The sequence below is a fragment of the Roseateles sp. FW301-B2 genome (assembly GCF_058788955.1).
The window spans coordinates 1-12,566 of the sequence record NZ_JBYTBE010000060.1 but is presented as its reverse complement, the minus strand read 5'-3'; the positions used below and the strand labels follow the sequence as shown (position 1 = coordinate 12,566).

12 protein-coding genes are annotated in these 12,566 nt (G+C 62.2%); 1 reads left to right on the top strand and 11 read right to left on the bottom strand.

All coding sequences use genetic code 11. The annotated features are described in order from the left end of the window. Positions 1-27: 27 nt before the first annotated feature. Positions 28-1,659, bottom strand: coding sequence for a chaperonin GroEL (groL, locus tag AC3WQY_RS24240; RefSeq protein WP_492711161.1), 1,632 nt, complete (start codon positions 1,657-1,659; stop codon positions 28-30). A gap of 204 nt (positions 1,660-1,863) precedes the next feature. On the opposite strand from groL, the gene AC3WQY_RS24235 reads away from it, so the two are divergent. Further along, positions 1,864-4,275 carry an EAL domain-containing protein gene (locus AC3WQY_RS24235; RefSeq protein WP_492711159.1) on the top strand — a complete coding sequence of 804 codons (2,412 nt, stop codon included), beginning with the start codon at positions 1,864-1,866 and terminating at the stop codon, positions 4,273-4,275. Positions 4,276-4,827: 552 nt separating this feature from the next. Here the strand turns inward: AC3WQY_RS24235 and AC3WQY_RS24230 are convergent. The 10 genes from AC3WQY_RS24230 to AC3WQY_RS24185 all read right to left on the bottom strand — a co-directional run. Beyond that, on the bottom strand, positions 4,828-5,217 hold the full coding sequence (locus AC3WQY_RS24230; protein WP_492711157.1) for an HNH endonuclease: 390 nt from the start codon (positions 5,215-5,217) through the stop codon (positions 4,828-4,830). Between the two features lie 304 nt (positions 5,218-5,521). Then, positions 5,522-6,541 (bottom strand): hypothetical protein, encoded by a 1,020-nt coding sequence (locus AC3WQY_RS24225; protein WP_492711156.1) that lies wholly within the window; start codon positions 6,539-6,541, stop codon positions 5,522-5,524. An 87-nt stretch (positions 6,542-6,628) separates the two neighbouring features. Beyond that, positions 6,629-7,156 (bottom strand): hypothetical protein, encoded by a 528-nt coding sequence (locus AC3WQY_RS24220; RefSeq protein ID WP_492711154.1) that lies wholly within the window; start codon positions 7,154-7,156, stop codon positions 6,629-6,631. Between the two features lie 313 nt (positions 7,157-7,469). Beyond that, positions 7,470-8,714 (bottom strand): zonular occludens toxin domain-containing protein, encoded by a 1,245-nt coding sequence (locus AC3WQY_RS24215; protein WP_492711153.1) that lies wholly within the window; start codon positions 8,712-8,714, stop codon positions 7,470-7,472. Positions 8,715-8,720: 6 nt separating this feature from the next. Next, a complete protein-coding gene (locus AC3WQY_RS24210) occupies positions 8,721-9,005 on the bottom strand; it encodes a DUF2523 family protein (protein WP_492711152.1) in 285 nt (94 codons plus the stop codon). 1 nt (position 9,006) lies between these two features. Next, positions 9,007-10,488, bottom strand: a complete 1,482-nt coding sequence (locus AC3WQY_RS24205; RefSeq protein WP_492711151.1) for a hypothetical protein — start codon at positions 10,486-10,488, stop codon at positions 9,007-9,009. Next, positions 10,475-10,798 carry a hypothetical protein gene (locus AC3WQY_RS24200; protein WP_492711149.1) on the bottom strand — a complete coding sequence of 108 codons (324 nt, stop codon included), beginning with the start codon at positions 10,796-10,798 and terminating at the stop codon, positions 10,475-10,477. The genes AC3WQY_RS24205 and AC3WQY_RS24200 overlap by 14 nt, the downstream gene beginning before the upstream one ends. Before the next feature lie 13 nt (positions 10,799-10,811). Beyond that, entirely contained in the window at positions 10,812-11,015 is a 204-nt protein-coding gene (locus tag AC3WQY_RS24195) for a major capsid protein (RefSeq protein WP_492711148.1), read from the bottom strand. 67 nt (positions 11,016-11,082) lie between these two features. Continuing rightward, positions 11,083-11,406, bottom strand: a complete 324-nt coding sequence (locus AC3WQY_RS24190) for a hypothetical protein (protein WP_492711147.1) — start codon at positions 11,404-11,406, stop codon at positions 11,083-11,085. Further along, positions 11,403-12,566, bottom strand: a 1,164-nt coding sequence (locus AC3WQY_RS24185) for a phage/plasmid replication domain-containing protein (RefSeq protein ID WP_492711146.1), incomplete at its 5' end; no start/stop codon positions are given. The genes AC3WQY_RS24185 and AC3WQY_RS24190, both read right to left, overlap by 4 nt.

The window sequence follows — 12,566 nt, the reverse complement described above, 5'->3', positions numbered from 1 at the left end:
CGGCCATGGCGGCCTCCTGTGGTTCGGTCAATACATCTCGGGGGCGGCGGCCGCGTCACGCGTAGCCGTCTCGGGCGGGCGGCGTACCGTGACCACCAGGCAATCGGTGGCCAGTACCAGGCTGGCGATGGAGGCGGCGTTCTGCAAGGCCAGGCGGGTCACCTTGGCGGGATCGATCACGCCCATCTCCAGCATGTCGCCATAGGTCTGGGTGGCGGCGTTGTAGCCATAGGCTGGGATTTCTGATGCATCAACCTGGTGCAGAACCACCGAGGCCTCCTCGGCGGCATTGCCGACGATGCGCCGCAGCGGTTCCTCCAGCGCGCGCTGCACGATGCGGATGCCGGAGGCCTGATCGAGATTGGGCGCCTGCAAAGCCTTGAGCACCTTGCGCGCACGCAGCAGCGCCACGCCGCCGCCCGGCACGATGCCTTCCTCGACGGCGGCGCGCGTGGCATGCAGCGCGTCCTCGACGCGCAGCTTGCGTTCCTTGAGTTCGGTCTCGGTGGCGGCGCCGACCTTCACCAGGGCCACGCCACCGGCCAGACGGGCAATGCGCTCATCGAGCTGCTTGCGTTGGTAGTCGCTGCTGAGGCTCTCGCGTTCGCGCTTGAGGGCCGCGATGCGTGCCGCGATGGCCTGTTTGTCGCCGGCGCCGCCGATCAGGGTGGTGCTGTCCTTGCCCACCTCGGCGCGGCGCGCGCGGCCCAGCTTCTCCAGCGTCAGGCCGGCCAGGCCCTGGCCGAGCTCGGCCGACACCAGGGTGCCGCCGGTGAGCACCGCCATGTCCTGCAGCATGGCCTTGCGCTGCTCGCCAAAGCCGGGCGCTTTCACCGCGCAGGTCTTGACGATGCCGCGCATGCTGTTGATCACCAGCGTGGCGAGCGCGTCGGCCTCGACGTCCTCGGCAATCACCAGCAGGGGCACGGCCGCCTTGGCGGCGGCCTCCAGCAGCGGCACCAGATCCTTGAGAGCCGAGAGCTTCTGGTCGCACAGCAGGATGGCGGCCTCCTCCAGCACCGCCATCTGCTTCTCGAGGTTGTTGACGAAGTAGGAGGAGAGGTAGCCGCGGTCGAATTGCAGGCCCTCGACCATCTCCAGTTCGCTGCTGATGCCAGTGCCGTCCTCGATCGAGACCGCGCCCTCGCGGCCGACCTTGTCCATGGCGCGCGCGATCAGCTCACCGATCGAGCGGTCGTTGTTGGCCGAGATGCTGGCGACATGGGCGATCTCCTGCGAGCTGGTGCTGGGCTGGGCCAGCACCTTGAGTTGCGCCACCACGGCCTCCACCGCCAGGTCGATGCCGCGTTTGAGATCCATCGGGTTCATGCCTGCTGCCAGGTATTTGAGCCCTTCCTGGATCATCGCGTGGGCCAGCACGGTGGCGGTGGTGGTGCCGTCGCCGGCCATCTCGCTGGTGCGCGCGGCGACCTCGCGCAGCAGCTGCGCGCCGAGGTTCTCGAACGGGTCTTCCAGCTCGATGGCCTTGGCCACCACCACGCCGGAGTTGACGATCTGCGGCGCGCCGAACTCGCGCTCCAGGATGACGGTGCGGCCACGCGGCCCCAGCGTGAGCTTGACGGCATCGGCCAGTGCGTCTATGCCACGGCGGATCTTCTCGCGCGCCTGATCGTGGAACAGCAGTTGCTTGGCGGACATGATCATCTCCTCAAGGCAAAGCAGCAAACTCAATCTAGCCAGACGTTTGCCACGCGTCTTGAGCGTGAGCAATGCCGGGGACATTGCAGGCCCCGCAGTTGATTGAGCCTCGTCAAGATGCTGCCGACACCGCGGGCTATGGTCACGCTTGAGCGTGGCAGCTTGGTGGGGAGCGGGCATGCCGCTTGCAGCTGAGGAGTGAGGATGCGCGCCAACCGTCGAGCCCTTGAGGTGCTGCAATGGCTGAGCAGCTCAAGGCTGCCGCGGGCCATCGGCTTGAGCTTGCTGCCGCCGCTGCTCGCGCTGCTGCTGCAATGGAGCCTGTGGTCGCTGATACGGCCCTATGTCTGGTTCCTGTTTTACCCGGCGGTATTTGCCAGTTCTTGGTTTGGCGGCAAGCTGGCGGGCTTGGCGGCCACCGGGCTGTCCGCCCTGATCGTCTGGACCCTGTTCATCCCGCCGCAGCAGCAGTTCCTCAAGGACGGCCCCTTGTTTCCGGTCGTGGTGTTCGTCGGCATGGGCCTGGCGTTCAGTCTGTCGCACGCGCGCCTGCGGCGCAGCGAGCAACGCATCCGCGACCTGTTCGAACAGGCCGGCGATGGCATCTTCGTCGCCGACCTCGACGGCCGCTATGTGGACGTGAACACGGCCGGCTGCCGGATGCTGGCGGTGCGGCGCGAGGACATCATCGGCAAGACCATTGCCGACCTGATCCCGGCGGACGATCTGCCGCGCCTGCAGGACTCCAAGCGGACGCTGCTGGCGGGTGGGAGCCAGGTGGCGGAATGGCGCTTGCGGCGCGGGGACGGCAGGTACCTGCCGGTCGAGGTGAGTGCGAAGATCCTGGCCAACGGCCAATGGCAGGCCTTTGTGCGCGACATCAGCGAGCGCCAGCGCGTGCAGGCCCAGCTCAGCCAGGCAGCCACGGTGTTCGACAGCACGCTGGAGGGCATCATCGTTGCCGACGCCGACGCGCGCATTCTGAACGTCAACCAGGCGTTCACCAGCATCACGGGCTATACGGCCGAGGAGGTCGTCGGACTGCATCCCGCGTTCCAGCAGTCCGGGCGCCAGGACCAGGGCTTCTATGAGCAGCTTTGGGCCACGCTCGCGACCACCGGCCAATGGCAGGGCGAACTCTGGAACCGTCGCAAGAATGGCGAGGTCTACCCGGCCTGGGAGAGCATCAACGCCATCAAGGACAGCGGCGGCCACATCACGAACTTCATCTCGATACTCTCCGACATCACGCCCGTCAAGCGCGCCGAGGAGCGCTTGCGCCACCTGGCCCACCACGACCCGCTCACCGGCCTGCCGAACCGCCTGCTGTTCGTGAACAGCCTTCAGCAGGCCATCGAACGCGCCAAGCGGCACCGCGACAAGGTGGCCTTGATCTTCATCGACCTGGACCGTTTCAAGCTCGTCAACGACACGCTGGGGCATGCGGCGGGCGACGAATTGCTGAAGGAGGTGGGAGGGCGGCTCAGGCACAGCGTGCGCGCCGAAGACCTGGTGAGCCGACTGGGCGGCGACGAGTTCACGGTGGTGATCGAGGGCATCACGCAGGCCGATGACGTGGCCATGCTGGCGCACAAGATCATTGCCGCACTCGCCGTGCCGGTTCTGATCGCGGGCCGGGAGCTGGTGGTTTCGGCCAGCCTGGGCATCGCCATGTTCCCCGCGGACGCCGACAACGTCGACGAGCTCAACCGCGCCGCCGATGCGGCCATGTACCGGGCCAAGGAGCATGGCCGCTGCACCTTCGAGTTCTACACCGCCGACATCAACAGCAGCGTGCGCGAGCATCTGGCCATCGAGGCAGAGTTGCGCGCGGCCCTGGAGCGCGAAGGCGAGCTGCAGCTCTTTTTCCAGGCACAGTTGGACCCGGTGCACCTGCAGATCAGGGGCGTGGAAGCGCTGCTGCGGTGGCAGCATCCGCGCCTGGGCTTCCTGCTGCCGGAGCGCTTCATCCCGATCGCCGAGCAGACGGCGCTGATCAACGAGCTGGGCGCCTGGGTACTGCAGCAGGCCTGTGCCCAGTTGCGCCGCTGGCTGGATGCCGGAATGGCGCCGATCCGCATGGCCATCAATGTGTCGGGCCGCCAGGTCATGCACGACCATCTGGTGGCCTCGGTGGACGCGGCGCTGCAGGCGTACTCGCTGCAAGCCCATGCCGGACTCATCGAGTTGGAGCTGACCGAGACCGTGCTGCAGAAGGTGGAGGCGAGTGCGGCCGTGCTGCAACGGCTGCGCACGCTGGGCGTGCGCATTGCGATCGACGACTTCGGCACGGGCTATTCGTCCCTGGGATTGCTCAAGCACCTGCCCATCGATGCCCTCAAGATCGACCGTATCTTCGTGCGCAACCTGGCCGACGACGCCGATAGCATGGCCATCGTCAATGCCATGATTTCGATGGCCCACGCCCTGGGACTGCGCGTGGTGGCGGAAGGCGTGGAAAACGCGGCACAGCTGCAGCGTCTGCGTGAACAGGGCTGCGACGAGGTACAGGGTTTCCTGTTGGGCGCGGCGCTGCAAGCCGGCGATATGCAGGCGTTGCTGATGTCTGATGGCAGACGCACAGCTTGCCGGCCAGCCCAGCCAAGCGCTTGTTGATGACCAACGTGCCAGCGTCTTCGACCGGCGGTTGCGACTCGCGCTTCCACAAGATAATGATGGTTTACATAATACACATTGTCGAACTACTGCGCGCAATCCTGAGAAGGATCAAGCAACTCAACAAGGGCCGGCCACGGCCCTTTTTTTCGCCCGTCGCGGGCCGATAAATGCCCATGTTGAATCGCCTTCCGAGCGATCCCGGCAGCTTCAGGGAGCTGCTCTCAGACCTAGGTCTTTCTGCTTCTGACACAGCGCGACTAGCTCGGGCGCTGGACGTGTCAGAGCGCACCATTTGGCGCTGGCTGAGCACCGAAGCGCCTAAAACAGCCCGGCTTTCTCTGTGGTGGCTGTCGCGCCAAGGCCACAGCGAATGGGATTGTGAGATGGCAAACCGGACGGCACTGGCACTACAGACCAATGCTGCGCTGTGGGCGGAACGGCGAATCACCACTAATGCGCGCCCTGTTTCAGACCACCGGCGCAGAGGCCAACCCGCGAACGAACCCATTTGCGGAAACCGGTCGTCACAGTAGGCACGGGACCGGCGACCTAAGAGCCTCTCTCTGCGGCATCACTTTCAAATCCAATGGCGCACTCGGCGCGCGCGATCAGATGAGCCAACCACCCGCCACTAGCGAGTCGGCGCTGAATTAAGTGACGATATTGCTCCGGCGCGAGCGGACGAGGCCGGGCATGGCGCTTCGTATTGCAGTACCAGCAGGCCGCAACAATGTTGGCTGCTGTGTCCCGCCCACCTTCACTTCTAGGCTTCAAATGCTCAGCTGTGCAACGCAGAAGCTGAGCCTGCGCTTCTGTGATGCCCAGCGCGCGAGCAAAGCCGTGACGGTCTTCCTGCCACATCGGAAACGAGCAATAAAAACAGCGATCGCATTGGGTCGCGGCGGCCGAGCGGCGTAATGCCTGCAGTGAACGGGACATGCGTGAACTCCATGTAAAGATGAAGTCCCGCGGGTCCCATAAGGCCAAGTGCGGGCACTGGCGCGCGGTATATCTCGCAACCAGTGGCCAATAGGAGCAACCTACGTGGCATCACTCGACGCCGAGTGAACGGGGCCAGTGTATTGCGCAAGCTTGTGGAACGCCAATCGCCAAGCGTGAGGCTTAACGTTCGAGCTAACCGGGCGCCGGCGGTAGAACGCCAAGCCCGGGTTGGCGAAAACGTACCGTGTACCGCCAGACCGGGCCTGGTGGCATGCCGTTGGTGCTCCGGTTGAGCGAGGAGTTAGGCCCCACCGACTGGCGGTACGTCGGGTGCCGGTTCTTCCATTGAGGCCGTTTCGTGCCCCTTGATCGGAATGATTGAGAACTCCGGCTCTGCAATTCTTAGTAGCGGGAACTGAGGAATCGTGAATCCGAATGGGTTTAATCTGAGCCAATCAATGAGCGCTAGCAGCACATTCACAGCCTCCATGGTTTCCGCGGGAAGTAATCGCCGGGAACCATGCATTATCTTATTTCTGGTTGAATTGACTTTGATTACCCGTTCGTAGAGCGACTTGTCGCCTTCTTCGAGACTCTGCCACCCGCAGAGCTTTGACAAGTTGCAGAGATAGACCTTCAGCCGCTCCTCTTTGATTGCCCGAAGAAGTACCTTCTGCTCATCGTCTTTCAGTCCCCGTTTGGTCATTCCGGCCTTGATCACCTCTTGGGTGAGATCGTCAACCAGCGAAAACAGATTGATGAATGATTCTGTATGGAAGCCGAGATTAATAAGATCAAGCGAGCCCATAACCCGCCTTGTAATTGGTGGAATGGGGTTGGCCGCTGGCCCATTCGATACGATCACGTTTGACAGGAATCCTGCCATCATCGCGGCGGCACTGCGATCAAATGTAAATGCCGGGCTTTGCCAACCGACTAGCGTTTCACTGACGCCCTGAGCAAAGAATGCCTTTACGTCAGTCGTTCCAATCTGGCGTATGAACGAGGACATCTGTCCAACGACATCACCTGACTTTGTCCAGATGGATACTTCACTTATTGCCGATAGACTTTGCTCGAATACGAGCCTGACGTTTTCAACCCTAGAGAGATCGAGTTCGCCCCGGTCGCAGTGTGTCACCGTAAAAACAGTGCAGTCGCTCGTATCAATCATGATTCCGCGCTTCGGATCCTCGATGTGGTCCGGAAATGCGTGTGCAACGAGACACTCGACAGTCGGCAGTTCAAGCCGAACGGGCAATATGCCCGGCATGAGTTGCACGCGTCCAATAACGGCAACGTTCGCGACTAGATCAGGCAACTGAACTCTCCTGTGAGGCCTAACGTTGAAGCTGAGCCGCGAGCGGCGGCCTGCCGACGCGAGTCGGCTCGAGCGACAGGTTAGACCTCATAGGTCCACCCGCACGCACTCGAATTCCACGTGCCCTTGGCACGGCACCTCGCCAAAGTCGAGAACAAAGCCAAGTACCTGCACCAGACCTGCGCGTTGGTCGATGACACGCCCAACCCCACGATACGAGAAAGGCCCTGTCCGCTCGATCCGCTCTACGCTTCGGTCGTTGCGCAGATCTTCGGGCCAGTCTTCAAGGTATGCGGATTTGATATCGCCATCCAAGACGCTCAGGCTGTTTGGGACTAGAGCGCCAACCTCCAAATCGCAGGGGTAGCTAAAGGCAACCAGCTCGCTCAAGTCACTTCGCAGCGTGACTTCTGCGGATTCATCGCCTGGGCTAAATCGCTCTACGCGAGAGACGAGTAGTGGTTTCATGAGGTCTAACTTGGTTTTAGGGATCAATTCTGCTGCATAACACCGTGCGGTGACGCATAACAAAGTCTTGCTGCCAGCCAGAAGCATCGAGAGCGCGGAAGGCCGCTTGGCCTCCGCCGCGAAATAGCCGCCGCGAACGACAGTCATCAGACAGAGCCGCCGAGGCTCCCGCCGCTTCGCGTGCTCTCTGGGGCCAGCCCCAGCCCCCGCTGGGCTCTTCAGTGCCTTGTGTAGCGATACATGACCGAGACAACGACCAGCGCAAGCAAGGCAAGAAACACCCGAGCCCAAAACCGCGTCCACGGGCTCAGCATGTACTTGATCCGAGTCCGAACCCGAATCAGATCCGTTCCAGGCTGCGCCTGGTGCTGCTCCCGATGATGGTCTCTGTACCAATCTCGGTCGTAAATGCCCATCTCGATCCCCTCCCTTTTTTAGGGAGTGTATCCAGCCAATTACTTCAGGCCGGGGGCGACGACGCCCCCAAGGCGGGACTCAGCGCACGGCCAGAACCGTCTGGGCTGGCAGTCGCTTTGCCGCACGTGATGAGCCGCTCCCGGTTCCCATAGCGAAGCAAGCCAGCGCATGGCCCGATCTCGGTATAGGAGTAGCCAGCGAGCACCAGCTCAGCCAGCGAAACAGTCGCCACGCGGGCGCCATCGAGCAGAACGCCAAAGTACGCCACGACCTGGCCGCCGGAGCGATACCCACCTTCGAGTTGAAGCGCCCTGCCCGCGTATGGCTCGCGCCCAACCTTGAAATCCTCTGCCTCATACATCGGCAAAACGGTCTTCAGCGCCGCAGGAGCAGCGCCGGCAGGGCCTTGGGCCTGGCCAGGTGCTGCAGGCCCAGGCGCGGGGCTAGCAGCCGCTGCAGGCGCCGTATTGAAGCGCTCCATCAGCCGACCACGCAGAACCCAGCCAATCGCAGCCAAAGCGACCAGGGCGCCGATCAGCCCGTAGACCGCGAACGGCAGGCGTTGGCCGAACTTGGTATGCAGCTCGCTCGACTTGTAGAGCCCAAAGGCCGATTTGTCGTGCTTCCAGACGCGCCCCGTTGCCTTGGCGATCCGGTCCGGGTTTGAGCACTTGTCCCAGAGATAGACCATGGTCCGCATGCCGCCAAAGATGCGACGCACGTCCTCATGCGGTCCGACCAGGTTGCGGAGGTTGGTGTGCAGCAGCTGGGGATGCTGGGTCAGGTAGATGAATTCAACGCCATAGTGGCGCGCAGTTTCCAGTCTCGAAACGAATTTCGGAACTCGGCGGCCGCTGGCCATAGGCCTAAATAGCCGCTGTGCCTCGTCAATTACCAGCACGTCGCCAGGCTCGCACCAGGCCCACCAATTGAGCGCAGACCAAACAATTGGCTCTGCGCCTGGCTCGTCCTCGCTGCATGCCAGGTAACCCATCGCGCCGGTCTTTTCATTTACGACCGTCCGACGCACAAAACGAATTGCAGGTTGGCCACGTTCTCGAATAACGCTGGCCCACTCGTCAACGAATATCTCGGGATCGAGCTCGGGAACTTCCATCAGCTCATGGGGAATGAGCAAATCAGTAATCCCACCAACGACCAGGCGGCGAGGTATATCGCGGCCCTTGTAATCAATCGTTGCCTGTGACAGCGGCCGCAGCTTGGTCGCGACCGTGTAGAGGGTCTTTCCGGCGCCGTTCAGGCCGGTGATCAGACTGTGAACGCCCATGACCTATCAGCCCGCGCAGATGCGCACAGCCTTGGTCAAGCCCCACATCGTGACCGTGAACGTCGCCGCACCGAATACCATGCCCATGGCATCCCAGACGCCGGCCAGGCCGGCAATCTGCAAGCTCGCTGCGGCGCCGCCGCTGACGTTTGAAATGACCAGATCGCGCAGCTGCACGATCACGGCAGACGCACCGGCAAAGGTCACGACACTGAAGCCCAAAGCCATCAGCACGCGAGCCACCAGAGGCCCCGCCAGGCCCGCAATCGCACCGAGAAGACCCGAACCCATATCAAAGCTCCCGCAGCGCAGCCAAGACCAACAGCATGGCCGCAATGGCCCCACCAGCACGCACCCAGGGCGCAGCCCGTACAGCCGCGTCGCAGGTCATCGCATAACTGAATGCGTACGAGCCCTTCGAGGTGCTGACCATCTGATCTGCTGGGCAACCAGCAGGCAAACCCACACCCTCCGGCGAGAAGGTCAAGGTCTTGTTCTTTTTGCTCACCTGATCATCAGGCCCCTTGCCCAGATCCGTGCACCCTACCCGGCCAGGATTGGCCGTACATGGGTCGTTCGGGTCTTGTGGCTTCGGTGCCGTACCGGTGGTGGTCGTGGTCGTGGTCTGCCCATTGTTGTTGACCACGGTCGTGTTGCTCTCGTTATAGGTGATCGTGTCGCCGCCGTAGTTATAGGTATAGGTCGGCGTCTTGGTCTCGGTCACGGTCCCGGTCGGCGAAGTCGTGCTCGTACTCACAGGCGTGCCCGTCTGCGATGCTGGACCACTCAGCGAAAGCTCTGACGGCGACGTCTGCCCGCCTGTGTCGATCGCGTCTTTCACGGCCTGCACAAAGCCAGCATCGCCGACTGGCGGCGGATACGCGGCCACCTTGGCGACCGCTTCAGTCTCCGATGACGCCTGGTAGCGGCCAGTCGGGCACTTTCCGTCTGCACCAGGCGGCCCACCCTTCTGGCTATAGCGCGGGTCACTGAAATCCACCACAGCAGGGCAGAGATTGATGGTCGTGGAACTAGCCGTCTGCGTCTCCAAAAACGTCGGCGCTCCACACCCACTAGTACTCGTGCAATACGATTGAAAAAGCTGAAGCTGCGAATTCGACGTAAAGACGCGCCAGTCACTAGTACCGTTCGCATACGTGGTCTTTGCCCCGGGCGAACCGTTCGTATAAGCCGTCGCTTGATTCTGGCAAGCCTGCACAGCTGTCGAACCAGATTGCCGCGCAACATTCGGGTAACGAGTGTTGAAACACATGTAGCCCGTCTCTTGAATCTGATCCTGCCCAGCATCAGCCTCCAAACCGTCGCCCTGCATCGCCTTGCGAATTCGATTAGCAGCAAGCACAACCGCAGCAGCCGAGGTTGCCGCCGCACAGACCGGAACGGAGCCCATGACACAGCGCGCAACAGCGCCAGCAGCCTCCGCGACCGTCAACGCCTGCCTAGCCTGAACGACCAGAGGACCAGCCCGGCCTGCAAGTGTCAAGGTGTCCGTGGCCGCCACGTTGCGAACGCCACTCAAGACACCATCGACCCACATCCGCGGCGGCGGCGGATCAGCAAACGTGGTGCCCGGCGTCATCTTCCAGCCACCGCCCGGCAGCACGCCCGGATTCGGTGGAAAGTGACTCATCTGGATGCGAGCGGCCCACGCGCCGCTTGTCAGTCCCAGCCCTGCAAGGCATACCAGAACAACAGCGCGACCAAGACGGCCAGGAAGAGATTGGCGATGAAGGACGGGCTCATGCTGTTTCACGGTTGAAAACCTTGGTGTAGATCATGCGAGCGCACAGGATGGCCACCAGCGCCAAGAACCAGGCGCCAATGACCGGCGCGAAGTAGTCAAAGTCGTACGGCTCGCAAGGCTGAAGCTCAACGGTTACGGCACGCGTCGATGTCGATGCACCCTCGGTCCTGAGGGTGTAGGACAGAACGTTTCCCGTAACCGTCGGCGAGGAGCAGCTGACCACTCCCGCCGAAGTTACGCCGCTGATGGAGGAGCATGCCGCAGCCGCCAATTCGGAGGTGGAGCGGTAGCAAGCAGACCCGAAGGCAAGACCATCCATCAGCGGGCTCCTATCACTTGCCGGAGAAGAACTTGCGGTACAGGAACATGCCGCCCCAGACCGCCACGCCCATCGCCACCAGCGCGCCGGCCACGCTCAGTGCATCGGCTTGAGCAGCCGCGATGGCCGTGGTAGCGGCCGACGCATCAGCCAGCGCGGCGCCAGTGGCGACCAGAGAACCAACGGCCACCAGGCCGCGTTGAATATGCTTGTTCACGAGAATCTCCCGAACGGTGCGAGTTGAAGAAGCCCGACCAGGTGCACCACGCCTGGCCAAGCGGGAATTACGCGGCCTGCGCAGGCTTCACTGCGGAAGGCTTGGCCAGATCCAGCGGCAGCACCTCCGTGACCAGCTCGCGGCTCTCCTTGCCGTTGCCGACACGCTCAATCTCGAGCTCGGCCATGAACGGCAGCGGCAGATGCAGCAGGCGCTTGACGGCCTCCACTGGCACCTTGAATTCCTCAGTGAAGATGCCCTTCGACCACTGTTTTTCCGTGTCGTTGCGCGACTCATCGAGCTTGCATTCGGCGAACAACTTGCCGCTGTTGATGCGCTTGCCGTCCACCTCGCCGGTGAAAAATTTCATGCCCAAAACCTTGACCTTCATGCTGCTGACCTTTCATCGAACTGATACCAAGAGGGAGCCGAGAGCGGGCGCAGTTCAATCACCCGGACCTTCGGTTGAAAATTGATCACGTTGCGCTTGACCGCGATATCGATGCCGTATGGCAGGAGCGCAGCGCGGTGGCGGCGGAAGGTGCTGCCGGCCATCCGATGCGGCAGGTCATCGCCAGCCAGGTAGTCACGCGCGGTACGACGCAACGCGTTAGGCAACTCCGCCATATCGTCATGGGTGTGCTCTGCACGCTGCATGACGGCCTGGCGGTCCGCAAACAATTCAATGAGCTTGGACATATCAAGACTCCCCAGGTATTGGCACCCCATTGCCATTAATTGCGTGGCCTTTGCAGTTACTTCAAACCGCACTAATCCGACCTCTTCGCAATACTGAATTAATTCCTCGGGTGCCCCATGGCGGATTAATTCAGCCGATTTCAAATAACACTTTGAGTACACGCGCCGAGACCCGCGCCCCCAGTCAACGGTTTCGCCGTCGAAATGAGTGCCGACCTTTACGCGGGCGCTGTGCTGCTGCGTGCCCAGCCATTCCATGTAAGCGCGGGCATCAGCCAGGCTGCCGGCGCCGTAATTCGCAGTCATGTCGATGCGGGTAATCCGCGCACCGGTCCAACACTCGACCAGGTTGCCGGTGTTGACCAACTGACCGGAGATACTGGTTTTCTCTGGCTTCCAGAACTTCCGGCCCCATGTGAATGGCGGCAGGCCCAGCTTGGCCAGGATGTCGTTCACCCGGCGCATACATTCCGCCAGGTCAAAGCCGTACACATTGTTCGACCGACCAAAGCGCGACACGTTGCCCTCGAAGAAGACCGTGTGCCCGTCGCACTTGATGCCGACCGAGGTCTCATGGGAGCCCTCGAACCGCGCCTTCCGGCAGGTCTTCCAGACCAATTCGCCCGATGCGTCGATGCCCATGACCGTGCCGTCATCGATCACCGGAAGCTGCTGTTCGTGGGACTGGTAGATGCTCAGCCAGTCGACAAAGAACGGCTCGGGCCGACTGCAATCGACCGGCTGAATCTGCTTGTTTTGCTCAAAATTGAGCAGTTGGTGACGTGTTACTAGCACGTCACCTCCCGGGGTCCGGGTTTCCCCGTGGGTCGCTCCGCTCCCCCCGCCGAACCC

What these genes read in the sequence shown, in the direction of transcription:
- groL (WP_492711161.1), bottom strand. Translation starts at nt 1,659, where the DNA reads ATGTCCGCCAAGCAACTGCTGTTCCACGATCAGGCGCGCGAGAAGATC.
- AC3WQY_RS24235 (WP_492711159.1), top strand. Translation starts at nt 1,864, where the DNA reads ATGCGCGCCAACCGTCGAGCCCTTGAGGTGCTGCAATGGCTGAGCAGC.
- AC3WQY_RS24230 (WP_492711157.1), bottom strand. Translation starts at nt 5,217, where the DNA reads ATGTCCCGTTCACTGCAGGCATTACGCCGCTCGGCCGCCGCGACCCAA.
- AC3WQY_RS24220 (WP_492711154.1), bottom strand. Translation starts at nt 7,156, where the DNA reads ATGACTGTCGTTCGCGGCGGCTATTTCGCGGCGGAGGCCAAGCGGCCT.
- AC3WQY_RS24215 (WP_492711153.1), bottom strand. Translation starts at nt 8,714, where the DNA reads ATGGGCGTTCACAGTCTGATCACCGGCCTGAACGGCGCCGGAAAGACC.
- AC3WQY_RS24210 (WP_492711152.1), bottom strand. Translation starts at nt 9,005, where the DNA reads ATGGGTTCGGGTCTTCTCGGTGCGATTGCGGGCCTGGCGGGGCCTCTG.
- AC3WQY_RS24200 (WP_492711149.1), bottom strand. Translation starts at nt 10,798, where the DNA reads ATGGATGGTCTTGCCTTCGGGTCTGCTTGCTACCGCTCCACCTCCGAA.
- AC3WQY_RS24190 (WP_492711147.1), bottom strand. Translation starts at nt 11,406, where the DNA reads ATGAAGGTCAAGGTTTTGGGCATGAAATTTTTCACCGGCGAGGTGGAC.